Annotated in this window: 19 protein-coding genes; 8 read left to right on the plus strand and 11 right to left on the minus strand. The window is 67.0% G+C overall.

What is annotated here, in order from left to right; all coding sequences use genetic code 11:
* The first annotated feature begins 144 nt into the window (after nucleotides 1-144).
* Complete coding sequence (locus WFQ67_RS00390; protein WP_337055912.1) at nucleotides 145-1,995, plus strand: DEAD/DEAH box helicase; 1,851 nt, start codon at nucleotides 145-147, stop codon at nucleotides 1,993-1,995.
* A gap of 167 nt (nucleotides 1,996-2,162) precedes the next feature.
* On the opposite strand, the gene WFQ67_RS00395 is transcribed toward WFQ67_RS00390, so the two are convergent.
* From WFQ67_RS00395 to WFQ67_RS00405, 3 genes are all read right to left on the minus strand, one after another.
* Nucleotides 2,163-2,738 (minus strand): YceI family protein, encoded by a 576-nt coding sequence (locus tag WFQ67_RS00395; RefSeq protein WP_021218384.1) that lies wholly within the window; start codon nucleotides 2,736-2,738, stop codon nucleotides 2,163-2,165.
* Nucleotides 2,739-2,765: 27 nt separating this feature from the next.
* Nucleotides 2,766-3,320: a cytochrome b gene (locus WFQ67_RS00400; RefSeq protein ID WP_173175036.1), complete on the minus strand. Its 555-nt coding sequence runs from the start codon at nucleotides 3,318-3,320 to the stop codon at nucleotides 2,766-2,768.
* 218 nt (nucleotides 3,321-3,538) lie between these two features.
* Nucleotides 3,539-5,017 (minus strand): flavin monoamine oxidase family protein, encoded by a 1,479-nt coding sequence (locus WFQ67_RS00405; RefSeq protein WP_173175038.1) that lies wholly within the window; start codon nucleotides 5,015-5,017, stop codon nucleotides 3,539-3,541.
* A 169-nt stretch (nucleotides 5,018-5,186) separates the two neighbouring features.
* Here WFQ67_RS00405 and WFQ67_RS00410 point away from each other — a divergent pair, with 169 nt between their 5' ends.
* Both WFQ67_RS00410 and WFQ67_RS00415 read left to right on the plus strand, forming a co-directional pair.
* Nucleotides 5,187-6,593 (plus strand): adenosylmethionine--8-amino-7-oxononanoate transaminase, encoded by a 1,407-nt coding sequence (locus WFQ67_RS00410; RefSeq protein WP_337055916.1) that lies wholly within the window; start codon nucleotides 5,187-5,189, stop codon nucleotides 6,591-6,593.
* An 83-nt stretch (nucleotides 6,594-6,676) separates the two neighbouring features.
* A complete protein-coding gene (locus WFQ67_RS00415) occupies nucleotides 6,677-7,396 on the plus strand; it encodes a 16S rRNA (uracil(1498)-N(3))-methyltransferase (RefSeq protein ID WP_213627958.1) in 720 nt (239 codons plus the stop codon).
* Between the two features lie 87 nt (nucleotides 7,397-7,483).
* On the opposite strand, the gene WFQ67_RS00420 is transcribed toward WFQ67_RS00415, so the two are convergent.
* From WFQ67_RS00420 to pilG, 8 genes are all read right to left on the minus strand, one after another.
* Nucleotides 7,484-7,954 carry a chemotaxis protein CheW gene (locus WFQ67_RS00420; RefSeq protein ID WP_213627956.1) on the minus strand — a complete coding sequence of 157 codons (471 nt, stop codon included), beginning with the start codon at nucleotides 7,952-7,954 and terminating at the stop codon, nucleotides 7,484-7,486.
* Nucleotides 7,955-8,010: 56 nt separating this feature from the next.
* On the minus strand, nucleotides 8,011-9,030 hold the full coding sequence (locus tag WFQ67_RS00425) for a chemotaxis protein CheB (protein WP_337055917.1): 1,020 nt from the start codon (nucleotides 9,028-9,030) through the stop codon (nucleotides 8,011-8,013).
* A complete protein-coding gene (locus WFQ67_RS00430) occupies nucleotides 9,023-16,924 on the minus strand; it encodes an Hpt domain-containing protein (RefSeq protein WP_337055918.1) in 7,902 nt (2,633 codons plus the stop codon). The genes WFQ67_RS00425 and WFQ67_RS00430 overlap by 8 nt, the downstream gene beginning before the upstream one ends.
* 9 nt (nucleotides 16,925-16,933) lie before the next feature.
* Nucleotides 16,934-17,794 (minus strand): CheR family methyltransferase, encoded by an 861-nt coding sequence (locus WFQ67_RS00435; protein ID WP_111262621.1) that lies wholly within the window; start codon nucleotides 17,792-17,794, stop codon nucleotides 16,934-16,936.
* Nucleotides 17,795-17,856: 62 nt separating this feature from the next.
* Nucleotides 17,857-19,905 carry a methyl-accepting chemotaxis protein gene (locus tag WFQ67_RS00440; RefSeq protein ID WP_111262586.1) on the minus strand — a complete coding sequence of 683 codons (2,049 nt, stop codon included), beginning with the start codon at nucleotides 19,903-19,905 and terminating at the stop codon, nucleotides 17,857-17,859.
* Between the two features lie 191 nt (nucleotides 19,906-20,096).
* The gene (locus WFQ67_RS00445) at nucleotides 20,097-20,633 is read right to left on the minus strand and encodes a chemotaxis protein CheW (RefSeq protein ID WP_173175050.1); all 537 of its coding nucleotides are present in this window, start codon (nucleotides 20,631-20,633) and stop codon (nucleotides 20,097-20,099) included.
* A 48-nt stretch (nucleotides 20,634-20,681) separates the two neighbouring features.
* On the minus strand, nucleotides 20,682-21,047 hold the full coding sequence (pilH, locus tag WFQ67_RS00450) for a twitching motility response regulator PilH (protein WP_003458790.1): 366 nt from the start codon (nucleotides 21,045-21,047) through the stop codon (nucleotides 20,682-20,684).
* Nucleotides 21,048-21,095: 48 nt separating this feature from the next.
* Nucleotides 21,096-21,503, minus strand: coding sequence for a twitching motility response regulator PilG (gene pilG, locus WFQ67_RS00455; protein ID WP_021218373.1), 408 nt, complete (start codon nucleotides 21,501-21,503; stop codon nucleotides 21,096-21,098).
* A gap of 270 nt (nucleotides 21,504-21,773) precedes the next feature.
* Here pilG and gshB point away from each other — a divergent pair, with 270 nt between their 5' ends.
* The 5 genes from gshB (at nucleotide 21,774) to pyrR (ending at nucleotide 25,319) form a co-directional block, all read left to right on the plus strand.
* Nucleotides 21,774-22,745 carry a glutathione synthase gene (gshB, locus tag WFQ67_RS00460; protein ID WP_213627950.1) on the plus strand — a complete coding sequence of 324 codons (972 nt, stop codon included), beginning with the start codon at nucleotides 21,774-21,776 and terminating at the stop codon, nucleotides 22,743-22,745.
* Nucleotides 22,746-22,832: 87 nt separating this feature from the next.
* Nucleotides 22,833-23,726 carry an energy transducer TonB gene (locus tag WFQ67_RS00465; protein ID WP_337055920.1) on the plus strand — a complete coding sequence of 298 codons (894 nt, stop codon included), beginning with the start codon at nucleotides 22,833-22,835 and terminating at the stop codon, nucleotides 23,724-23,726.
* Between the two features lie 61 nt (nucleotides 23,727-23,787).
* On the plus strand, nucleotides 23,788-24,357 hold the full coding sequence (locus WFQ67_RS00470; RefSeq protein WP_173175056.1) for a YqgE/AlgH family protein: 570 nt from the start codon (nucleotides 23,788-23,790) through the stop codon (nucleotides 24,355-24,357).
* Entirely contained in the window at nucleotides 24,354-24,794 is a 441-nt protein-coding gene (ruvX, locus tag WFQ67_RS00475; RefSeq protein WP_213630385.1) for a Holliday junction resolvase RuvX, read from the plus strand. Before WFQ67_RS00470 ends, ruvX begins: the two co-directional genes overlap by 4 nt.
* A 12-nt stretch (nucleotides 24,795-24,806) precedes the next feature.
* Complete coding sequence (pyrR, locus tag WFQ67_RS00480; protein WP_213627946.1) at nucleotides 24,807-25,319, plus strand: bifunctional pyr operon transcriptional regulator/uracil phosphoribosyltransferase PyrR; 513 nt, start codon at nucleotides 24,807-24,809, stop codon at nucleotides 25,317-25,319.
* The last annotated feature ends 13 nt before the right edge of the window (nucleotides 25,320-25,332 follow it).

The following is a 25,332-nucleotide window of genomic DNA, read 5'->3' on the forward strand; positions in this document are numbered from 1 at the left end:
TATACTCCCGGCTCCCGCCAGGCATACGCCCGGATGTTGGCCCCCCAGGCCAGCAGGACCGGACGGGAATCGCGCCTCCCCGCTGCGATTTTCTAGCCAGGCAGACACTCCCCCGGGCCAAGCCCTAACTAGACAGGATCTCCCATGTCCTTTGCCTCCCTCGGTCTCTCCGAGGCTTTAGTCGGTGCTGTGGAAGCAGCCGGCTACAACCAGCCCACTCCGGTGCAACAGCGGGCCATCCCCGCCGTGTTGCAAGGTCGCGACCTGATGGTTGCGGCGCAGACTGGCACTGGCAAGACCGGCGGTTTCGCCCTCCCGGTTCTCGAGCGCCTCTTCCCCAACGGCCACCCGGACAAGTCGCACCGCCATGGCCCGCGCCAGGCTCGCGTTCTGGTCCTGACCCCGACGCGCGAACTCGCCGCCCAGGTGCACGACAGCTTCAAGGTCTATGCACGTGACCTGCCGCTGGCCAGCGCCTGCATCTTCGGCGGTGTCGGCATGAACCCGCAGGTCCAGGCCGTAGCCAAGGGCGTCGACGTCCTGGTGGCCTGCCCCGGGCGCCTGCTGGACCTCGTGGGCCAGGGCAGCATCGACCTATCCCACGTGGAAGTCCTCGTGCTGGACGAAGCCGACCGCATGCTCGACATGGGCTTCATCCACGATGTGAAGAAGGTCCTCGCGCGCCTCCCGGCCAAGCGCCAGAACCTGCTGTTCTCGGCGACCTTCTCCAAGGACATCACCGACCTCGCAGGCAAGCTCCTGCACAACCCCGAGCGCATCGAAGTGACACCGCCGAACACCACGGTCGAGCGCATCGAGCAGCGGGTGTTCCGCCTCCCGGCCAACCACAAGCGCGCGTTGCTCGCCCACCTGGTCACCGTCGGCGCCTGGGAGCAGGTGCTGGTGTTCACCCGCACCAAGCACGGCGCCAACCGCCTGGCCGAGTACCTCGACAAGCATGGCCTGCCGGCCGCCGCTATTCATGGCAACAAGAGCCAGAACGCGCGCACCAAGGCCCTGGCCGACTTCAAGGCCAACAACGTACGCATCCTGGTCGCTACCGACATCGCCGCACGCGGCCTGGACATCGACCAGTTGCCCCACGTGGTCAACTACGAGCTGCCCAACGTCGAGGAAGACTACGTGCACCGCATCGGCCGTACCGGTCGTGCCGGTCGTAGCGGCGAAGCCATCTCCCTGGTCGCCCCCGACGAAGAGAAGCTGCTCAAGGCCATCGAGCGCCTGACCAAGCAACGCATCCCCGATGGCGACATGCAGGGCTTCGACGCCTCCACGGTGGAAGCCGAACGCCCTGACGTACGTCCGCCACAACCGGCTCGCCAGCCGCGTGCCGATCGACCGAAGCGCGAAGGAACCACCCCGCCCGCCGCCGACGGCGAGGGCAAACCGCGCAAGAGCCGCAACCGCCGCGGCAAGGGCAAAGGCAAGGAAGGCGAGAACGCCCAACCACCCGCCGTCCAGCAGCAGGCGCGTCCGGTACGCCCGCCGCAACCCGCACGTGATCGCGATCCGGAAGAATTCCTCGACGATGAGGTGGACAACTTCGGCAACCGCGCTGACTACGTCAGCCCCTATCCGGACAAATCCCAAAGCCGTAACCGCCGTGGCGGCCAAGCTCAGGGCCAGCCCCAGGGCAGAAGCCAGGGCCAGGGCGCCGGTGCGCGCCAGGGTGCAGGCCAGGGCAAGGCCCGCAGCGTCGGTGCCGGTGGTTCCGGCCAGGGTGCCGGCAACGGCCAGCGCCGCAATGGTCAGGGCCAGGGCCGCGGCACCGGTGGTGGCCAGGGCCGTCGCGACGAGCCACGTACCTCCCGCTCCCGCGAAGAACCCGCCGTGCAGGAGCCGCGCAAGCCGCAACCGAAGATCATCCACAAGGAATCCAAGGGTGATCGCTTCCCCACTGCGGAGCAGTTGGACCAGCTGTCCAACAGCCGCCCCCGTGGCGAGAAGCCGGCGTTGCTGACCCGCAACCGCTGAGCTGCAAGACGATGAAGAACGCCGGCCCCAGGGCCGGCGTTTTCATTTGTGATCCCGGAGCGCCATAAGCAGGCTTCAGCCCGGGAAGGGCTCAGCTCCGACACGGCGCTGCCTCACAAAAAGAAAAACGCCGGCATCAGCCGGCGTTCTTCGTCATCCGCGCAGCGTTACTTGCGCACACCCTCGAAGGAGATGATCAGCTCGACTTCCTGGGAAGCCGGGCCGAGGTCCTTCTGGATGTCGAAGTCCTTCAGCTTCAGGGTGGTGGTGCCCTCGAAGCCGGCGCGGTAGCCGCCCCACGGGTCGTCGCCTTCACCGATGAACTTGGCCTTGACCACGACCGGCTTGGTCACGCCGTTCAGGGTCAGGTTGCCGGTCACGTCGGCGGTGCCGTTGCCGGTGGATTTCACGCCGGTGGACTCGAAGGTGGCGGTCGGGTTCTTGCTCACGTTGAGGAAGTCGCCGCTCTTGATGTGCTTGTCGCGCTCGGCGTGGTTGGTGTCGACGCTGGCGGTCTGCAGGGTGACCTTGATCTTGCTCGCTTCCGGCGCCTTGGCGTCGAAGCTGAAGGAGCCGTCGAAGTCCTTGAAGGTGCCGTACAGCCAGCTGTAGCCCAGGTGGCTGATCTTGAAATTGACGAAGGCGTGCTGGCCTTGCTTGTCGATGGCGTAGTCGGCAGCCATGGCCTGGCCGGCGAACAGGGCGGCACCGAGGGTCAGCGCAGCGATGGATTTCTTCAGCATCGGTATTTCTCCTTGTGAGGGTGCGGCTTATTTGGCGGCGCGCCCGAACATGCGGGTCAGGGTGGCGTCGCGATCGATGAAGTGGTGCTTGAGCGCAGCGAGCGCATGGATGCCGGCGAAGATCACCAGGCCCCAGGCGAGGTACTCGTGAATGGCGCCGGCGACGTCTTCCTGGTCGGGGATGCTGGTCAGGGTCGCCGGCACCTCGAACAGACCGAACACGGCGATGCCGCGACCGTCGGCGGTGGAGATCAGGTAGCCCGAGACCATGATGGCGAACAGGCCCAGGTAGAGCGCCAGGTGGCCGAGCTTGGAGCCCAGGCGGGTCAGGCGGTCGTGGTTGGGCAGGGCCGGCGGCGGCGGGCTGACGAAGCGCCAGCCGACCCGCGCGAGCATCACCAGGAACAGCAGGATGCCGATGCCCTTGTGGATGTCCGGGGCGGTCTTGTACCAGCCGCTGTAGTAGTCGAGGCCGACCATCCACAGCCCCAGGCCGAACAGGCCGAAGACGACCAGGGCGACACCCCAGTGCAGGACGATGCTGACGAGGCCGAAGCGGTTGGAGGTATTGCGCCACTGCATCAGGAGGGTTCCTTGAAAATCGGATTGACCAAGCCTAGCGGCAAAAATATCGAATAAAAGTAGAAAATGTCGCTTTGAAATATCGAGTAAAACGATAGATATAACGAACGGCGCTAAGCGCGAATTAGGCGGGGTGACGAGCGGGAAGTTCGATCCCGGGTGCACGAACGGCACCCGGGAGGCGACTGGAGGTCACGGGCGTTGCGCCCGCGTCCCCGTCAGTTGAACAGGCGGGAGAAGAAACCCTTCTTCTCGTCCTTGGCTTCGGCCTTGGCCGGCGCCTCGGGCGTGGCGACGGCGACCTGCTCGACCGGCTCCAGCGTCTTGCCGGCGAACAGGTCGCGGGCCTGGCCGGCGGCGCGCTGGCCGCTGCGCAGGGCGCCTTCGAGGGTGCCCGGGTACAGCGCATCGGTGTGCTCGCCGGCGAAGATCACCCGGCCCAGGGGCTTCTCCCACATGCGCCAGTAGAGGCTGATCTCGCCGGGACCATAGGCCAGGTAGGCACCGCCCACCAGGGAGTCCTTGCCGTAGCGGCGCAGCTCGTAGCCGGAGAACTGCTCGCGGGCGCCGGGGAACAGCTTGTCGAAGCGGATCAGCACCTGGTCGACCATCTGCCGATCGCCAAAGGCCTGCAGCAGGCGGGCGTTGTCACCGGAAATGTTGACCAGCAGGTTGGCGCCGCCCTTGAGCGCGGGTTCGACCCACATCATGCCCAGGCCCTGGTCGCTGTAGACCTCGCCGGAGAGGCGCGACTTGCCCCACACGGGCTTCTTGAACTTGAGCAGCATCTGGTCGCGCCAGCCGTAGTTGATGTCCTTCAGCGAGCGCAGCTGAAGGGCCGACAGGGAAGGTGTCAGGCTGATCTTGTCCAGGGCCGGCAGCGGCACGGCGAGCACCACGTAGTCAGCGCTGTAGCCGGCGCCGCCCACTTTCACGGTGACGCTGTCCTTGTCCTGGACGATGGCGGAGACCCGCGCGTTGGTCTTGATGGTCTTGATCTTCTTGGCGAACGCCTGGGCCAGGGCCGCACTGCCGCCAGGCAGGCGGGCGGCGCGCAGGTCGCCTTCAGGCAGGCCGCGATAGACCCGGCCCTGCTGGGCGAGGTAGAGCAGCGACAGGCGCGAAGGCTCGTCGTAGCGCGAGCGGATGCGCTGGTCCACCAGGGCGCGGGCGGTCGGCGGCAGCGCCAGCTTGTCCAGCCAGCGCGCCACGCTGATGGAGTCGAGGGTCTTCAGGGTGGTGTTGACCAGCGGTTGCAGCGGGTCCTCGATGGAGGCCGCGAGGTCGTCCAGGCTCTTGTCGAAGCGCTTGAGCCCCTCGATCGTGGTGGGTGCTTCCTTGAGCAGGTCGGCCTCGTTGAAGTAGCGACCGGCGATCAGGTAGCCGGGGGTGCGCACGTAGTCAGGCGCGGCCACGGTCGCCAGCTTGAAGTCCTTGAGGTAGGCATGCAGGGTCGGCTGCAGCTTGCCGGAGCCGATCCACTCGGTGCTGGCCAGGCCCGAGCGCCCGCCGATGCTCGGCTTGGCCTCCAGCAGGGTCACCTGCCAGCCCTGCTGCTGCAATTCGTAGGCGGCGGTGAGGCCGGCCATGCCACCGCCGACCACGATGGCGGCCGGTTGCTTTTCCTTGCCCTGCGCAACCGCACTGAGCACTCCCAACAGAATCAGCGCGCAGGTGCGCAGCCAGGCAGCAGACATGGATTCCCCCCGAGGAATGGTCGTGTTTCTTGGATGGCGCGCAGGATACGCCAGGCACCCGGCAGCCACCAGAGATGCCCGTCGGCGCCCGTCATTGTGCCGGCGCGGCGCGCTTGTCCATCTCACCCCTATTGCATAGTCTTCCCCGACCCTTTCCGGAGACCACCCCATGGGCCAAAACGCCGACTGGATGCAGCGCGACCTCGCCGTGCTCTGGCATCCCTGCACCCAGATGAAGGACCACGAACGCCTGCCGGTGGTGCCGATCCGCCGTGGCGAGGGTGTCTGGCTGGAAGACTTCGAGGGCAAGCGCTACCTCGACGCGGTCAGCTCCTGGTGGGTCAACGTCTTCGGCCACGCCAACCCTCGCATCAACCAGCGCATCAAGGACCAGGTCGACCAGCTCGAGCACGTGATCCTCGCGGGCTTCAGCCATCAGCCGGTCATCGAACTGTCCGAGCGCCTGGTGAAGATCACGCCCCAGGGCCTGGACCGCGTCTTCTACGCCGACAACGGCTCCTCGGGCATCGAGGTGGCGCTGAAGATGAGCTACCACTTCTGGCGCAACCAGGGCCGCGAAGGCAAGAAGCGCTTCGTCACCCTGACCAACAGCTACCACGGCGAGACCATCGCCGCGATGTCCGTGGGCGACGTGGCGCTGTTCACCGAGACCTACAAGTCGCTGCTGATGGACACCCTCAAGGTGCCCAGCCCCGATTGCTACCTGCGCCCCGAAGGCATGTGCTGGGAAGAGCACTCGCGCAACATGTTCGCCCACATGGAGCGCACCCTCGCCGAACACCACGCGGAGGTGGCCGCGGTGATCGTCGAGCCGCTGATCCAGGGCGCCGGCGGCATGCGCATGTACCACCCGGTCTACCTCAAGCTGCTGCGCGAGGCCTGCGACCGCTACGGCGTGCACCTGATCCACGACGAGATCGCCGTCGGCTTCGGCCGCACCGGCACGATGTTCGCCTGCGAGCAGGCCGGTATCGCGCCGGACTTCCTCTGCCTGTCCAAGGCCCTCACCGGCGGCTACCTGCCGATGGCGGCGGTGCTCACCAGCGAGGCCATCTACCAGGGCTTCTACGACGACTACCAGACCCTGCGCGCCTTCCTCCACTCGCACACCTACACCGGCAACCCGCTGGCCTGCGCCGCCGCCCTGGCGACCCTGGACATCTTCGAGCAGGACAGGGTGATCGAGGCCAACCGCGCGCTGTCGGTGCGCATGGCGCAATCCACCGCTCACCTCGTCGACCACCCGCACGTCGCCGAAGTGCGCCAGACCGGCATGGTGCTGGCCATCGAGATGGTCCAGGACAAGGCCAGCCGCGCGCCCTACCCCTGGCAGGAGCGGCGCGGCCTCAAGGTCTTCCAGCACGCCCTGGAACGCGGCGCCCTGCTGCGCCCGCTGGGCAACGTCGTGTACTTCCTCCCGCCCTACGTGATCACCCCGGAGCAGATCGACTTCCTCGCCGAAGTGGCCAGCGAAGGCATCGACATCGCCACCCGCGACTCGGTGAGCGTCAGCGTCGCCAACGACCTGCATCCGAACCACAGGGATCCAGGCTGACGCAGCCGGAAGCTGGAAGCTGGAAGCTGGAAGCACCGCACAGTTAAACTTCCGGCTTTCAGCTTCAGGCTTCTAGCTCCCTTATGCGCCTCTCCCGCTTCTTCATCGACGCTCCCCTTTCCCTCGGCCAGCACGCGCTGCCCGAAGCCCAGGCCCACTACATCGGGCGCGTGCTTCGCCTCGCCGTGGGCGATGCCATTCAGCTGTTCGACGGTTCCGGCCAGGAGTACCTGGGCGAGCTGGTCGAAGTGGGCAAGAAGACCGTGAGCGTCGAGTTGCGCGAGGCCTTCGCCGGCCAGGCCGAGTCGCCGCTGCGGGTGCACCTGGGCCAGGGGCTGTCGCGGGGCGAGCGCATGGACTGGGCGATCCAGAAGGCCACTGAGCTGGGCGCCGCCGAGATCACCCCCATCGTCAGCGAACGCTGCGAAGTACGGCTGAAGGACGAGCGCGCCGACAAGCGCCTGGCCCACTGGCGCCAGGTGGCGATCAGCGCCTGCGAGCAGTGCGGCCGCTCCGTGCTGCCGGTGATCCATGCGCCCATCACCCTCGCCGACTGGCTTGCCCAGGCCCAGGCCGACCTCAAGCTGGTGCTGCACCCGGTCGCCGAGCCCCTGGCCAGCCACGCCAAGCCGCAGACCCTGGCCTTCCTCATCGGCCCCGAAGGCGGCCTCAGCGACGCCGAAGTCGCCCAGGCGCAAGCCGCCGGCTTCCATTCGGCACGCCTGGGACCCAGGGTGTTGAGGACGGAGACAGCGCCGGTGGTGGCGCTGAGCGTGGCGCAGCAGTTGTGGGGGGATTTCTAGGAAGCAGCGGCAAGTTTCAAGCTGCAAGCCTCAAGCCGTGGAACGTGCTCCATCTTGCAGCTTGTGACTTGCCGCTTGCAGCTGCCCCTAGATAATCCCAGCATCTTCGAGCATCTGCTCGAGTGCAATCAGGTCGGGGATGCGGGCGACGTCCTCGCCCAGTTGCACGGCGTCCAGCTCCAGAGGAGCCAGGGGAACGGCGGCGCGGGGCAGGTCGGAGTCGACCTTGAGCGAGCGCGGGATGCCCTGCACCAGCAGGGCGATGAATTTCACGTGGCCGCGCCCGCCGAGGGCGTTGAGCACCACCACGCGGGCGCCGGCGCCGACCTGGGGCTGGCCGTCGGAGGCGGCTTCGAAGGACAGCAGCGGCAGGCGCAGGTCGCGCCAGGCCACCTGGCCGAGGAACCAGGCCGGCATGCCCGCCGACACCTGCGGCGCGCGATAGGGGATCAGCTCGGCCACCGCCACGTTGGGCACCAGCAGGGTGCGATCGGACAGCGGCACCAGCAGGCCGGTGAGGCTGTTGGCGCTGTTCTGGTTGGCGACGGCTTGGCTCATGGTTCTTCCTTCAACGATTCTTCATTCCCGGCGCAGCCGCCCGGAGCCCCATGGGCTCAGGCGCACTGCTCCGCCAGGTGGTTCACCAGCGCCTGGGCCAGTTCGCGGGGGTCGGCGCTGAACGTGCTGTAGCCGCCCTCGCGCAGGCTGTCGGGCATGCTCGCGCAGGCGCAGCTGTCGCCGCGCTGGGTCCAGATCGGCGCGCCCTGGCGGCGCACGTAGGCGGCGGCGGCACTGCCGTCGCTGCCCATGCCGCTGAAGGCGATGACGCCGCACTGGGCACCGTAGTGCTGGGCGAGGTTGAGCATCACCTGGTCGATGGACGGGCTGTAGGGCTCCGGCCAGGGGCGCTCGCCGACTTGCATGGCGCCGCCTTCGGCGAAGCTGAGTTCGTGGCTGATCGGCACCACCACCACTTCACCGGCGCGTACCGCATCACCGGGACGGGCCAGGTTGACCGGCCACTGGCTGTGACGGCCGACGGCCTGGGGCAGCGCCGTCTCGAAGGTCGGGTCGATGTGCTGGGCGTAGATGAAGCCGATGGGCAGGCCACCGGGCAGGGCATCGAGGAATGCCTTCACCGCCGCCGGGCCACCGAGGGAGGCGGCCAGCAGCCACACCTGGCGCGCCGGCTCGCCCGCCACCAGGGGCGTGTCGGCCAGGGCCCGGGGCAGGTCCAGGCGCGCCGGGCGCTGGGCCTCGGCGAGCAGTGCCTCAAGGCTGGGGCCGACGGCCACCGCCGGGTCGCCGACCAGGCGCTTGAGCTTGCCGAACAGGCGGCGCTCCCAGCGCGGGTAGTTCTCCGAATGCCGCTCGGGGGCGTGCCCCTCGCCGAACAGCACCGGTGCGCTGGCGCGCTCCATCAGGTTGTCGACCAGGGGCGAGTCATCCGACTGCGCCAGGTCCACCAGCCAGAGGTCCACTTCACAGGCGCTCAGGGTTTCCTCGTCCAGCCTGGCCGGATCGCTGTTGAGCACCACCTGGTAGCCGTTGCCCGCCAGCGCCTGCTGCAGCACATGGCGCTGCAGCGAGGTGTCGGCGATGACGGCGATACGCGCAGAGGTTTTCTCAGTCATTTCCCTTGACCAGTCGCTGGATGGTTTCAAGCAGCAGGGACTCCTGGTACGGCTTGCCCAGGTAGTCGTTGACGCCGATGGTCATGGCCCGCTCGCGGTGTTTCTCACCGGTACGCGAGGTGATCATGATGATCGGCAGGTCCTTCAGTCGCTCGTCGTGGCGCACCAGGGTGGCCACCTCGAAACCGTCCATGCGCGGCATCTCGATGTCCAGCAGCATGATGTCCGGACGGTGCTCCTGCAGTTGCGAGATCGCGTCCACCCCATCCTTGGCGGTCAGCACGTTCATGCCGTTGCGTTCCAGCAGGCGGCTGGTGACCTTGCGCACGGTGACCGAGTCGTCCACCACCATCACCAGCGGCGGACGGTCGTGGTCGAGCTCCGCCGGCAGCGCGGCCTGGGTCGCGGAACGCGGGAGCATCTGCACCAGGTGCGCGTGCATGGCGCGGATGGTCGCCAGCAGGTCGAGGATCACCACCACGCGGCCGTCGCCGAGGATGGTCGCGCCGGAGATGCCATGCACCCCGGCGAACTGCGGGCCGAGGCTCTTCACCACGATCTCGCGGGAGCCCGCCAAAGAGTCCACCTGGACCGCCACGGCGTGATCGGTGGAGCGCACCAGGATCACCGGCAGCGGCAGGCTCTGGCCCACCAGCTTGGGTTGCTGGCCGTTGTTCAGCAGGTCGCCCAGGTACTTCAGTTCATAGGCCTGGCCGGCGTATTCGAAGCGCGGTGCGTCCGGCTGGTAGTAGGCCTCCAGCTCGTACGGGGAGACCCGCACGATACCTTCGATGGTGTTCAGCGGGATGGCGTAGAGGTCCTCGCCGGAAAGCACCATCAGCGCACGGTTCACCGACACGGTGAACGGCAGGCGGATGAGGAAGCGGGTGCCCTCGCCCGGCGTCGAGTCGATGCTCATGGAGCCGCCGAGCTGTTTCACCTCGGAGTGCACCACGTCCATGCCCACGCCACGACCGGAGATCTGCGTGACCTTCTCGGCGGTGGAGAAACCGGCCTCGAGGATGAACTGCAGCACGTCGTAGTCGGAGAGGTCGGAATCGGCGTCCATCATCCCGCGCTCGATGGCCTTGCGGCGCACGGCGTCGAGGCGGATGCCACCGCCGTCATCGGCCAGGGCGAGGACGATGTCGCCGCCCTCGCGGCCGAGGGTCAGGCGGATGGTGCCAGCCTCGGGCTTGCCGGCGGCGCGGCGCACCTCGGCCGGCTCGATGCCATGGTCGACGGCGTTGCGCAGCATGTGCTCCAGCGGCGCGACGATGCGTTCGAGCACGGTACGGTCCATCTCGCCCTCGGCGTTGCCGACAACGAATTCGACCTGTTTGCCCAGCTCGCTCGCCACCTGGCGGACGATCCGGCGCAGGCGCGGCACCAGGCGGTCGAAGGGCACCATGCGCGTGCGCATCAGGCCTTCCTGCAGCTCGGTGTTCACCCGTGCCTGTTGCAGCAGCAGGGTTTCGGCGTCGCGGTTACGCGCCGCCAGGGTTTCCTTGAGGTCCAGCAAGTCGGACGCGGACTCGAACAGCGCACGGGAAAGCTGCTGCAGTTGCGAGTGACGGTCCATCTCCAGCGGGTCGAAGTCCTCGTAGCCGGCACGCTCGGCCTCGGCCTGGTAGCGGCTGAGGATCTGCGCCTGGGTCTCGGTGTCGAGGCGGCGCAGCTGGTCGCGGACCCGCTCGATGGTGGCTTCCATCTCGCTCAGGGTGAAGCTGAAGTCGCTCACCTGCTGTTCGACCCGACCACGGAAGATCGAGGTCTCACCGGCCAGGTTGACCAGGCCTTCCAGCAGGTCCGCCGGGACCTTGACCAGCTCCTGGGGCGCGCGACGGGACGCGGCGTCCTGGGCGGCTTCCTGGGCCTTGCGGACGAAGGGCAGGACCTTGTACTCGGCGACCGCCTGCGGTAATGCGCTGGCGGCGACTATGGGCGCGGCCAGGCTCGGCGCCGGCGTCTGGGCGGCCGGTGCCGGCTCGGTGGCCTCGGGCTCCCGGGTCTCTTCGGCGAGCACGGCGTCGAGACGCTCGCGCAGCTGGTCGAGTTCGGCCTGCAGGCCTTCGAAGCCCGATTGCACGTCGAGGAACAGGCTGTCCGGCCAGGGCGAACCTTGCTGCTGCGCCTCGGTCAGGTGTTGTTCCAGGTCATGGCTGAGGTCACCCAGGCGCTTCTGCCCGGCCAGGCGCGCGCCGCCCTTGAGGGTGTGCAGCAGGCGCAGCAGTTCGTCGATCTGGGCAGCGTCTTCGCGACGCTCTTCCCAACGGCCGATGGTGCGTTCCATGGCTTCGAGCAGGTCGTCGGCCTCCTCGAGGAAGATGTCGAGGATGTCGTCGCTCTCGCCCGCGTCATCCTCGACGACCTGGGCGGCCGGCTGCAGGTGCACGCTGGAGGGCATGCTCAGCTGCTCGTCCGGGTTGGCGCGGAAACGCTTGATCGCCTCGATCAGCGTGTCGCCACTGGGCACGCCGCGCTTGTCACGCACCGCCTCGAGCATTTCGGCGAGCCGGTCATGGCAGGCCTGGAGCAGGGTGAACAGGCCGGGGCTGGCGCGCAGGCGCCCGCCGCACAGGCCTTCGTAGAGGAATTCCAGCTCATGGGCGAGGTCGCCGATCTCGCGGATCTCGGCCATGCGCGCACCACCCTTGAGGGTGTGCAGGTCGCGCTGCAGCGCTTCGACTTCGAGGATGTTGTTGACGTCGTCCATCCAGCGCTGCAGCGACGCACCGGCGCTGTCGATGATGTCGAACCCTTCCTCGAGGAAGATCTCCACCAGCTCCGGATCGCGATCGTCGAAGGCACTGGTCGCGGGCTCGGCGGCACGCGGCGGCTCGATCATCGAGGCGGCCACCGGCTCGGGCTCGGGCTCGGGCTCGGGCTCGGGCTCGATGGCAGCGGGCGCTTCGATGTCGGACAGGTCAAGCACCTCCGGCTCGGCTTCGGCTTCGGCTTCGGCTTCGGCTTCGGCTTCAGGGGCAGCGGGCGTGCTTTCCAGCGCCTCGTCCAGCAGCCATTGGTCGAGTTCGGGCTCGTCGTCGTGCACCGGTTCGGCATGCAACACGTGCAGCTCGGGGTCGACATCCAGCGGCGCTTCGGCAAGCGGTTCGGCCACGGCTTGCGCCGGCAGATCCTCCACCACCGTTTCGATGGCCTCCAGGGCCTCGACGGTGTCCAGCGGGTCGGTTTCGTCGAGCAGCGCCAGGGGCGGCTGTTCTTCGTCGATGACGATGCTCTCGCCGAGCTCGGCGCCGGGGGCGTCGTCTCCGGCCAGATCGATCTCCTCGGCCTCGGCGACCTCTTCGATGTCCCCGGGCGGCAGCGCGGCCGCTGCGGCGGACAGGCTCAGCCCACCGTTCTGGCGAAAGGTGCGGATGGCCTGGATCAGTTGCTGGGGATCGTCCAGGGGCAGGCGCGCCTGCAACTGGTCGAGCAGTACCGCGAGGCTGTCGTGGCTCTGCTGCAGCAGGCCGCCGAGCGCCGGCGAATAGCTGAAGCGGCGATCCACCAGGCCTTCGTAGAGGGATTCGAGCTCATGGGCGAGATCACCGATCGGGGCGATCTCGGCCATGCGCGCACCACCCTTGAGGGTGTGCAGGTCACGCTGCAGCGAGAGCAGCGAGGTGTGGTTGTCGGGCTCGCCCAGCCAGCGGTCGAGGGACTGGCCGGCGCTTTCCAGGATGTCCACGGCCTCCTCGAGGAAGATGGCGACCATCTCCTCGTCGAGGGATTCGTACACGCTGGGCGCGGCGACGGCGTCCGCCACCACCACGGGAGCCGGCTCGGCAGGCGGGGCGGACAGGTCGTCCTCCAGGCCGGCACCGGTCAGCTCGGGCAGGGAGACCTCGTCGAACACCGGCGGCTCTTCCACCAGCTCGGCCAGGGGTGGCAGCTCGGTGTCGGTGGCGTTCCAGTCGATCAGGTCCGCCAGCGGGGCGTCGTCCAGCTCTTCAACGGTCAGGCCGCTGGTCAGCTTGGGGTCGAGCAGCGCCAGGGCGGCGGGGTCGACCACCTCCTGCAGCAGCTCGCGCAGGGCCTGCACGCGCTCGGGCTGGGGGGTGACCTGAAGGGCGGCGGCCACCTGGTCCATCATGCCGATCAGCGCCTCGTGGGCACGCTCGGCTTCGGCGAAGAAGCGCTCGCTGACGGCGAGGCTGCCTTCTTCCACCGCACCATAGGTGTCCAGCAGGGCTTCGCAGAGCTCTTCGATCTGCGGCAGCTCGGCCATCTCGGCGCCACGGCCGAGGGTGTTCAGTTCTTCCAGCAGGGCGCCCAGCTCCTGGCGCTCGGACGGGTGCTCGCGCCAGCGGCGCAGCAGGTCCTCGGCGTCCAGCAGGATGTCCATGCCCTCGGCGAGGAAGATGGAGATCAGCTGCGGGTCGCGCACCGTCTCGCCCTGCTCGCCCAGGCGCGCCGCTTCGGCGGCGCCGAGGCGATCCAGGTGCAGCTGCTGCACGCGCTCGAGGAATTCGGCGGTGCCGGGGATGCGTACCAGGGGCGTGGTCTCGAGCTGTTCGAGGCCGGCACGGAACAGGTGCTCGGCGTCACGCAGCAGCTCGGCCTCGGCCAGGTCCATCTGCACCAGGTTGGTCTTGTATTCCTTGGCCAGCTTCTCCAGGGGCGTGGCGATCTCGGCGATCGGCAGGATGCCCGCCATGTGCGCACTGCCCTTGAGGGTGTGCAGGGCGCGCTGGAGGCTGTCGGTCACCGGCTGCGGCAGGGACTGGGCGCAATCGGCGAGGAAGCCCACCAGGCTGTCGAGGTGCGTCTCGGCTTCGTTGCGGAAGATCTCCAGCAACTGCGGGTCGAGCGGCTCCTCGTCGCTTTCGACGGCAACGGGGGCTTGCGCGACGACGGCGGGCTCTTCGACGACCGGCGCTTCCGGCTCGCCCTCGGGCTCGACTGGCTGTGCTGAGTCCGGGGCGTCAGATTTTGGGAGTCGCTGCCCCTTCGCCAGGGCATGGGCCTCGGCGGCGAGGTGGTCGACATCGTCGCGTTGGCGCTGGGCCTTGGCGGCGAATTCGTCCACCAGTTGCGGCAGCAGGGCGACCACGTCCTGGATCACGCCACGGACATCGTCATCGGGCTGGATGCTGCGATCCAGCACGCGGTTGAGCAGGTTCTCGATGGCCCAGGACAGTTCGCCGATGACCAGCGCGCGCACCATGCGACCACTGCCCTTGAGGGTGTGGAAGGCGCGGCGGATCTCGGTCAGGGCGTCCTTGTTCTCGGTGTCGGCCAGCCACTGGGGCAGGAAGTCGCCGATGGTCTCCAGGACTTCGCCGGCCTCTTCGATGAAGACTTCCAGCAGTTCGTCGTCGACCGGCTCTTCGTCGGCGGGCGGCGGCAGCAGGCTGGGCGGCACGTCGCGGGCGGGCGGGTTGATGGCCTGGGTCGGCGCCGCCATGACATCGGCCATGGACAGCGGCTTGTCTTCCTCGACCGCGGGCGCCGGCTGCTCGACGGGGGCGACGGGCAGCTCGACTTCCGGCAGGTCGAGCCCGGCGAGCTCCACGTCGTCCCAGCTCAGGGAGGACTCGGGCAGCGGCTCCAGGCTGAGGACTTCACCTTCGAGAGGTTCGAGGCTTTCCAGCGGCGTGGCGTCCGGCAGCGGCTCCAGGTCGTCGAGGTCGAAGCTCTGCAGGGGCTCCAGGCTGTCCTGGGGCTCCTGGGCAGCATGCAGTTCCAGCGGCACGTCGAGACTGAAGTCGATGACCTCGGGCGCCTCGGCCGGCAGCTCGCCGAGGTTCCAGTTGTCGTCCGAGACCAGCAGCTCGCCGGCATCGGCAGCCGTCTCTTCGAGGGTGAGCTCGTCGAGGGCCGGCAGGGATTCCAGATCGCCCAGTGCAGCGGGCTCATCCAGGGCATCCAGCTCGGGCAAGGGTTCGAGGTCCGGCAGCTCGTCGGCGGCCGGGATCGAAGCGGCAACGGGCTGGGACTCGAAGGCAGCGACCGGCTCCAGCTCGGGGAGGGGGTCGAGTTCCGGCAGCGCATCGAGGCTGGCCAGGGGCGCCTCTTCGGCGACCACCGGCTCGGCGAACTCGGCAGCGACCGTCACGTCTTCGTGCGGCTTCAGGGGCTCCAGGTCCAGCGGCTCCGCCAGCTCCGACTCCTCGGCGGCCAGCACTTCGATTTCCTGCAGCGGGTCGGCCAGGGGCAGCGGCTCTTCTTCCGGCTCGATGCGATCGAGGATCGAGGGCTTTTCCTTGAGCGGGTAGCCCAGGGCCTCCAGGCTTTCCTCGGCCACGTCGAGAATCAGGTCGCCCTGGGTCGCATGGTCCTCGGAGAGGCGTTCGAGGTAGTACTCGACGCTGGTGATGGCGTCGGCGAGGGTGTCCAGGCTCTGCCAGTTGGGCACGGCCTTGCGCGCCAGGAGCTGTTCCTGGATGTAGCGGTTGCAGGCTTCCAGCAGGGTCGCCGCGCGGCTCAGCGGAATCATCGCCAGGCCACCACGGACCTGGGTCAGCAGCTCGGGGACGCGAGCCAGGTGCTCGTGGTTCCACTGCGAGGCGATGAACTCGATGATCGCGTCCTTGGCCTGCTCCAGGCCATTGCGCGCTTCCTTGATCACCAGCTGGTGGATCTGCGCCACGTCGGTGGTGGGCAGGTGGCTTTCTTCGGCGCGGCCATCATCGGCCGGGCCGACCATGCCGTTGAGCGTGGCTTCGACGTACAGCAGCGCGCCGGCGACGTCCATGAGGACGGCGTCATTGGGCTCGCGCTGGCCGAGGGAGAGGCTGTGGACCACGTCGATCTGGTCGAGGATCACCCGGCGCGGCTGGCCGAAGCCGAGCACGGCGAGGGTGTCGGCGATCTGCTTGAGCGGGGCCAGCAGGCCATCCAGCTCGGTAACGCCGCGACGGTCGCTGCGCACGAAGATGTCCAGGCTGTCCTTGACCCGCACCAGTTCCTCGCACAGGGCGGCGACGACGGAACGCATGGCATCGCGGTCGGGGCCGGCGAGCCGTGCACGCTCCTCGTCCACCACGTCGGTGTCGGGCAGCGCTTCGTCGAGGCGGTACTGCTCCTTCAGCGCGCGGATGCGCGGCGACTGCGCGGGGGCCTTGGCGATGTAGAACAGCAGGTTCTTCACCAGCTCCTCGGGAGCCGGCTGGTTGATGCCGTCGGCGCCCTGGTCGAGCAGGCGCTTGAGTTCCTTGTCGATCTGCCGCAGCAGGGTGCGCACGGAGGTGCCGTTCACCACGCTGCCGTTGGCCAGGCCTTCGACCATGCCGGAGGCGATGGGCCAGAGCGGGCCGAGCGGCGCCTCCTTGCACAGGGACTCGAGGCGGGCGAAGACGCGCGCCATGTAGCCGAGGTTGGTGGCCAGGTCCTGGTTGCGGATGATCCCGACCAGGGCCAGCTGCAGCATCTGCCGCAGCTTGCGCAGCAGCACCGGCAGCTCGGCGGTGCGCATCTGCGCCAGGGCGTCCATGGACAGCGCGGGCAGGCGACCGGAGAGGTCCGGGGAGAACAGGCTGGTTTCCGACAGCAGCTTCTCGCCGCGCGCGGCGCGCAGGTCGTTGAGCAGCGGCAGCACCACCATGGGCAAGTCGCGGCGCGCGCTCTGGATGCGGTCGAGGTAGACCGGCAGTTGCAGGATGGCCTGCATCAGCACTTCCAGGGCTTCGCCCTGGTTGGTCACGCGGCCTTCCATCAGCGCCTGGGCGAGCTGCTCCATTTCCTCGGCGAGCAGGGCCGCGCCGTAGAACTCGACCATCTGCAGGGTGCCGTGGACCTGGTGCACGTAGGTCAGGCAGAAACGCATGCGCGTCGGGTCCTGGGTGTTCTCGACGAACGCCTCCAGGGCCTGTCGCGCCTGCTTCAGGGTTTCCGCGATCTCGCCCTTGACCCACTCAAGGGCGACATAATCGTGCCGATCACTCATAGCCGTCTGCTATCCCTTCCGGGTGAATGCCAGAACCTGATCGTCGGCGACCGGAACCAGGTCCGGGTGATGCCAACCCACTACTTCGCCCACGCCCACCACCATCAGGCCCCCCGGCGCCAGGCGCTCGGCCAGGCGATTGAGGATTTCACGGCGACGCCAGCGGCGAAAATAGATCAACAGGTTCTGACAGAAGATTACGTCCATGCCGGACATTGGCGCCTTCGCCAGTTCCAGCACATTGAGCCGGGCGCAGCAAACGCGCGCGGCCAGGCTCTCAACAACTTTCAAGCGGCCATCGTCCATGACCTGGAAATAACGTTCGGCCTGGTCAGCGTCCAGCTGTTCCAGGCGGCGTGCGGCGAAGACACCCTGCCGCGCCTTGTTGAGGGCGCTGAGGCTGATGTCGGTACCGGTCACACCGAAGAATTCCGGCCGGTCGCTGCCCTGCAGCGCTTCGGCGGCGGCAATCGCCAGCGAATAGGGTTCCTCGCCGCTGGAACAGCCGACGCTCCAGAGCGCCAGCGGGTTTTCCAGGCCCGCAGCGACCCGCTCACGCAGGTAGGCGTCGAGCAGGTCGAAGGAGGGGCGGTGGCGAAAGAACCGGGTTTCCTGAACGGTGAGGCGATCCAGCAGGGTCGACCACTCGACAGCACCACGCGGGCCATCGGTGACCTGCCGGTAGTAGCTGCTGTAGTCATCCATGCCCAGCTCGCGCATCCGTGCAGTGAGATTGGTCTGCAGGAAGGAGCGACGCTGTTCGTTGATCACCACGCCCGTGCGTTCCTCGAGCAGCGATTGCCAGTCGTGGAACTGCGCGGGCGTCATGTCGGCCAGGGGTTTCAAGGCCCACACGCCGCTTGGCTGCATGCTGTCGTGCCTCTCGCTCATGGCCGCTGCGCCGCGGCTTCAAGCCGCGGCACCTCCCTTGGTCAGGCCTGTTCCGGAGCGTCCGGCAGGTTGAAGCCGGATACCGATTTGCGCATCTCGCTGGCCATCTTGGCCAGGTTACCAATGCTCTTGGCGGTAGCAGTGGTACCTGCGGAAGTCTGCGAGGTGATCTCCTGGATCACGTTCATGGTGTTGGAGATATGGCCCGCCGAGGAGGCTTGCTGACGAGCGGCGTTGGAGATGTTCTGGATAAGGGCCGCGAGGGTCTTGGATACCTTCTCGATCTCTTCCAGTGCCACACCGGCGTCCTGCGCCAGGCGCGCACCACGGACCACTTCGGAAGTGGTCTGCTCCATGGAGATAACCGCTTCGTTGGTGTCGGTCTGAATGGTCTTTACCAGGGCCTCGATCTGCTTGGTCGCGGCGGAGGAACGTTCCGCGAGTCGCTGTACCTCGTCCGCTACCACGGCGAAGCCGCGGCCCGCATCACCGGCCATGGACGCCTGGATCGCGGCGTTCAGTGCGAGGATGTTGGTCTGGTCGGCAATGTCGTTGATCAGGCTAACGATGTCACCGATCTCCTGGGACGATTCACCGAGGCGCTTGATCCGCTTCGAGGTGTCCTGGATCTGCTCACGGATGTTATCCATGCCGGTGATGGTGTTGTGCACCACTTCGTTGCCCTTGTTGGCGATGGCTACGGAACGTTCCGCTACCGCGGAGGATTCCGAGGCGTTCGCCGATACCTGGTCAATGGACACCGCCATCTCGTTGATCGCCGCGGAGGCGCCGGCGATTTCCTGCGCCTGGTGCTCGGACGCTTCGGCGAGGTGCATCGCGGTGGCCTGGGTTTCCTGGGCCGCCGCCGCTACCTGCACGGCGGTCAGGTTGATGGTCTCTACGAGGTCGCGGAGCTGGTCGATCGAGTAGTTGATCGAGTCCGCGATCGCACCGGTGAAGTCCTCGGTCACGGTCGCGGCCACCGTCAGGTCACCGTCCGCGAGGTCGGCGATTTCGTCGAGCAGTCGCAGAATCGCCGCCTGGTTGCGTTCGTTCTTCTCGGCGGTCTCGGCCAGTCGGCTGCGGGTGGTCTGAACCATGACCAGGCCGATCAGGATGATCGAGCCGAGGGCCAGGGCGCCCAGCACGTAACCGGCGAGGGTGTTGAAGCTACGGCCTTCGGCCTGCTTCTCGAAGCCGCCGGCCAGGGTGGAAGCCTTGTCCAGCAGGGTCTGCGAGCCGGTGAAGATGGTGTTGGCGGATTCACGGACCTGGAACAGTTCGGGCGAGGTTTCGAGGATCTCGTCCACGGAGCCGGAGACGAACTCGAACAGCTCGGAAATTTCCTGCAGACGCTCCAGGGCCTCGTTGTCGGTCACCTTGGAGATTTCCATCGCCGCGTTGCCTTCCAGCATCGCGTTCAGTACGCGACCGAAGAGGCTGGCGTCGCGGCCGAACATGTCGGCGGCCTGGACGGAGTCTTCGTCACCGGCAAGCACCTTGTTCACCGAGCCGAGGATACGTTCGGCCAGCAGCGACTGGCGCTGGGCGACCGAGACCTGGTCGGCGGGCGCGCCGCTTTCCAGCAGGATGTCGACCACTTCCTCGTACTCGACCTGCAGCTGCGGAATGGTTTCCGCCAGGGTGGCGGCTACCTGGTGCAGGGACAGAACGGTCTGCTCGCTGGCGAGGATGGCGTCGGAGTTCTGGCGCAGGCTGTTCCAGTCGGCCTGCACCGCATCCATCTCGGCCTTGACGCCTTCGGGAGCGGGCGGCAGCCCCGTGCTCTCGTCGCCGTTGAGGAGGATGTTCCAGCGCTTCTCGAAGTCGTTCCGGGCGTCCTTCAACAGGGCGAAGGCTTCCGCCTTGCCCGCCGCCGCTTCGGTGGCGTTCTTGGCGATACGCTGGGACAGTACGCGCAGTTCACCGGAGTGACCGAGGTATTCCTTGTCGTAGTTCGCCTGGGTGTTCAGGTATGCGAAGTTGGCGAACAGCAGCACGATGGACACGATCAGGACTACGAAGAGCCCCGCGATCAACGTACTACTGCGCGTTCCCGCAAGTAGATTGCCTGCGTTAAGTTTTTTCATTATCGGGCCCCCGCCTGGACCAACAACACAACGATTTCCATGTAACGCCAAAGGGCCGGCATGAACCGGCCCAACCTTGAATCAGCGGCACCATCGGTGCCGCACGCAACGGGGAGTCGCCCCGCCACGCTGGATCGCCCCTCCCGGTAACGATCCGCCGCGCCAGGCCGTTGAGCCTGGCGCGGATGAAGCTATACCGCCACGTCGAGGAACACCTGGTGCTGCGCCAGCACGTGTGGGCTGAACACCAGCCAGGGTTGTTCACGCTGGAACACGCCATGGATGAACGGCTGGATGGACGCTTCCAGCGGAGGCAGCTCCTCGGAGAAGGCATCCACCGGGAAATGCTGCATGCCGAAGACTTCGTCGACGATCAGGCCGGCGAATATCTCCTGGTGATCCACCACCAGCACCCGGCGCTGCTTGCGCAGGGGCGACAGCTCGCCACCGAAGAAGCCGCACAGGTCCATGATCGGCAGCAGTCGGCCCCGCACGTTGGCCACGCCCTTGACCCAGGTCTTCACACCCGGCAGCAGCGTGTGCCGCGGCTCGTGAAGCACTTCGCCGACTTCACCCATGGGCGCCACGAACAGGCGCTCGCCCATGCGAAAACCGATGCCACTCCAGGTCTGCACGGTTTCCTGCTGCGCAGGAAGGCCCGCCGCCAGCGCACGGCAACGCTGGTCGATCTCGAGGAGAAGCTGGAAAGGGGTCTGCGCGTCCGACATGCCGGCCAGGGCCTTCTTTGTTCTAGTTATCAGCAGGCTGAGCCGGCATCAGCCGGCCAGCACCGCATTGAGGGTTTTCAGCAGGGTGTCTTCGTCGATCGGCTTGGTCAGGTAATCCTTCGCGCCCTGGCGCTTGCCCCAGACCTTGTCGGTTTCCTGATCCTTGGTGGTGACGATGATCACCGGGATGTGGCTGGTCTCGGCGTCCTTGGTCAGCTGGCGCGTGGCCTGGAAGCCGTTGAGGCCGGGCATGACGATGTCCATCAGCACGGCATCGGGTTTTTCCTGGCGTGCCAGGGCTACGCCGTCGGCGCCATTCTCGGCCTTGAGTACCTGATGGCCGTGCTTCTCGAGCATGGCGGTCAGTTTGTACATCTCGGTCGGCGAGTCATCAACAATCAGAATACGAGCCATGTTTGTCCCCAATACGGAAAGGCATCACCGGCCATGGGAGGCCGGACTTCAGGAGGCTTGTTCCACCGGGGTGAAATCAGGCACGTGAGTCTTGATCGCGCCGAGCAACTCTTCCTTGCTGAAAGGCTTGGTGAGGTATTGATCGGAACCGACGATGCGACCCTTGGCCTTGTCGAACAGGCCGTCCTTGGAGGACAGCATGATCACCGGGGTGGACTTGAAAGCACTGTTGTTTTTGATCAGGGCGCAGGTCTGATAGCCATCGAGCCGCGGCATCATGATGTCGACGAAGATGATATTGGGGTGGGTGTCGGCGATCTTTGCCAGCGCGTCGAAACCGTCGACGGCCGTGATGACTTCACAACCCACCTTCTTCAGCAGAGTTTCAGCGGTGCGACGAATCGTTTTCGAATCGTCGATCACCATGACCTTCAAACCCTCGGAATGCTGTTCCATGTTCGCCCTACCATCGCCTCGGTGAGTCGTTATTTTGCTTAGTTCAGTGCGCCTGAGGCCCTGTCAGCGACGGGCTACGACCCAATCGTCGGGCCTTTTTAGCACACTCTCCGGACGCAAGCTACAAAGCGCCAGCCTCCGGGAATCCTAGTTCATACGGCGAGGTTTCCCTTGACCGCGACAACCTCCAGCGCCAACCTGAGCGCCTCGTTACCGGGCCTGGAATTCTCCAGCGCCCCTCATCTATTACCAGTCGCGGAGAACACACCCATGAGCGTTCGCCTCGGGATCGTCATGGACCCCATTGCGCACATCTCCTTCAAGAAGGACAGCTCCCTGGCCATGCTGCTGGCAGCCCAGGCCCGCGGATGGTCCCTCTACTATATGGAGCAGCAGGACCTGTACCAGAAAGCCGGCGAGGCCCGCGCCCGCATGCGGCCGCTGAAGGTGTTCGCCGATCCGCAACACTGGTACGAGCTGGAAGACGAGAGCGACGCTCCGCTGAGCAAACTGGACGTCATCCTGATGCGCAAGGACCCGCCCTTCGACAACGAGTTCGTCTATTCGACCTACCTGCTGGAACAGGCCGAACGAGCCGGCGTGCTGGTGGTGAACCGCCCGCAGAGTCTTCGCGACTGCAACGAGAAGTTCTTCGCCACCCTGTTCCCTCAACTGACCCCACCGACACTGGTCAGTCGCAGGGCTGATATTCTGCGCGAGTTTGCGAAAGAGCAGCGTGACATCATTCTCAAACCCCTTGATGGCATGGGCGGATCGATGATCTTTCGTCACCGCGAAGGGGATCCGAACCTTTCCGTCATCCTCGAGACCCTCACCCGCCATGGCGCCGAGCAGATCATGGCGCAGCGCTACCTGCCCGCGATCAAGGACGGCGACAAGCGCATCCTGATGATAGACGGTGAACCGGTGCCCTACTGCCTGGCGCGCATCCCTGCCGCCGGCGAGACCCGCGGCAACCTGGCGGCCGGCGGCCGCGGCGAGGCCCGCCCGCTGTCCGAGCGCGACCGCGAGATCGCCGCCACCGTGGGGCCCGTCTTGCGCGAGAAGGGCCTGCTGTTCGTCGGCCTGGACGTGATCGGCGACAGCCTCACCGAGATCAACGTCACCAGCCCGACCTGCATCCGCGAGATCGACGCCGCCTACGACACGCGCATCGGCGAACGCCTGATGGACGCCATCGCCAGCAAGCTCTCCGCGAACGGGCGCAAGCCCCAAGCTTGATGCAGCTAACAGCTTTGGACATGCAACTTGCAGCCTGCCGCCCCAGTTCGGCAGACTGCGCGCCATCCTGAGCAGACCCGATGTGCGATGAACGCAGCCGCTGACTTTCCCGACTTCCCGTCCTCCGGCGTGCGCCCGGCGGACCGGCTGGGTTTCACCCTGTTCCTCGCGGTCGTCCTGCACGTCGCCCTTATCCTCGGGGTCGGCTTCACCTTTGCCGACCCCAGCCAGATCAGCAAGACGCTGGAAGTCACCCTCGCCACCTTCAAGAGCGACAAGAAGCCCGAGAAGGCCGACTACCTGGCGCAGATGAACCAGCAGGGCAGCGGCACCCTGGAGCACAAGGACACGCCCAAGACCACCGAGCAGGCGCCGTTCCAGGACCAGGAGATCAAGAAGGTCACGCCACCGGCCGCGCCGCAGCAGGCCGCACGCCAGGAAGCCCCCAAGGCCGCCGTCGCCACCACTGCGCCCAAGGTGCAGAAGACCCCGGTCAAGCACGAGGAAGCCAAGCCCGAGCCCGAGGCCCGCCCGGCGCCGGTATTCGACAGCACCCAGCTGTCCTCGGAGATCGCCAGCCTCGAGGCCGAGCTGTCCCAGGAGCGCCAGCTCTATGCCAAGCGCCCGCGCATCCACCGCCTCAACGCGGCCTCGACCATGCGTGACAAGGGTGCCTGGTACAAGGACGACTGGCGCAAGAAGATCGAACGCGTCGGCAACCTCAACTACCCCGAGGAAGCCCGTCGCCAGCGCCTCTACGGCAGCCTGCGCCTGCTGGTGTCGATCAACCGCGACGGCACCCTCTATGAAGTGCAGCTCCTGGAGTCATCCGGCCAGCCGGTGCTGGACCAGGCCGCCATGCGCATCGTCCGCCTCGCCGCCCCCTTCGCCCCCTTCACGGGCGATCTGGCCGATATCGACCGCCTGGAAATCATCCGCACCTGGCGCTTCGAGCGCGGCGACCGCCTGTCGAGCAACTGACAGGCCCGGGCGGGCTCACCCGCCCTTGAAGCTTGCGGCGCGAAGGTCGAAACTAGCGCCCATGAAAAGCACCGCGCCCAGCTACCTCAAGCACCATTTCCTGATCGCCATGCCGCACATGGACGATCCCAACTTCGCCCAGACCGTCACCTACCTCGTCGAACACAACGAGCAAGGCGCCATGGGCCTGGTGATCAATCGTCCCAACGGCCTCAGCCTCAGCGACGTGCTCGAACAGCTGCGCCCGGACGTCGACCCGCCCGCCCGCTGCCAGGCCCTGCCGATCTACGCCGGCGGCCCGGTGCAGACCGACCGCGGCTTCGTCCTCCATCCCAGCGGCCTGAGCTTCCAGGCCACCCTGGAACTGGGCGAACTGGCGCTCTCCACCTCCCAGGACGTGCTCTTCGCCATCGCCGATGGCCAGGGCCCGGAAAAGAGCCTGATCACCCTCGGCTACGCGGGCTGGGACGCCGGCCAGCTCGAAGCCGAGCTCGCCGACAACGCCTGGCTCACCTGCCCCGCCGACCCGGCCATCCTCTTCGACACCGCCGCCGACCAGCGCCTGGCCGCTGCCGCGGCGCGCCTCGGCGTCAACCTCAACCTGCTCACCGCCCAGGCCGGGCACGCCTGATGGCCGCCAAGCCCCTGCGCCTGCTGCTGGGTTTCGACTACGGCACCAAGCAGATCGGCGTCGCCGTCGGCCAGGCCGTCACCGGCCAGGCCCGCGAACTCTGCGTGCTCAAAGCGCAGAACGGCGTGCCGGACTGGCAGAAGGTCGAAGCCCTGCTCAAGGAATGGCAGCCGGACGCCATCGTCGTCGGCCTGCCCCTGAACATGGACGGCACCCCCAGCGACATGAGCGAGCGCGCACAGAAGTTCGCGCGGCGCCTCAACGGCCGCTTCAACCTGCCGGTCTTCACCCATGACGAACGCCTGACCACCTTCGAAGCCAAGGGCCAGCGGCTCGCCCAGGGCCAACGCGGCGGCTACCGCGAGAACCCCGTCGACGCCCTGGCCGCCGCCCTCCTGCTGGAAGGCTGGCTGGCGGAACACCCCGGACACGAATAGCGAGGAACGCCCATGACCCTGCCCAACCCGGCCGAACTGCTGCCGCAGATGGCCCGCGCGCTGAACACCCACCTGGCCGCGCGCGGCATCGCCACACCCCGTTTCATCGGCATCCGCACCGGCGGTGTCTGGGTCGCCCAGGCCCTGCTGGCGGAACTGGGCAGCGACGAGCCCCTGGGCACTCTGGACGTCTCCTTCTACCGCGACGACTTCACCCAGAACGGCCTGCACCCGCAGGTGCGCCCCTCCGAGCTGCCGTTCGAGATCGAAGGCCAGCACCTGATCCTCATCGACGACGTGCTGATGAGCGGCCGCACCGTGCGCGCCGCCATGAACGAGCTGTTCGACTACGGCCGCCCGGCCAGCGTGACCCTGGTCAGCCTGCTGGACCTGAACGCCCGCGAGCTGCCGATCCGCCCGGACGTGGTCGGCGCCACCCTGTCGCTCGCCGCCGATGAACGGGTAAAATTGCTCGGCCCCGCGCCGCTCGCCCTCGAGCGCCAGGTCCTCACCCCCGCTTCCTGAAACTCCCGACCCC

The sequence above is a fragment of the Pseudomonas sp. USHLN015 genome (assembly GCF_037153275.1).
Lineage (GTDB): Bacteria > Pseudomonadota > Gammaproteobacteria > Pseudomonadales > Pseudomonadaceae > Metapseudomonas > Metapseudomonas tohonis.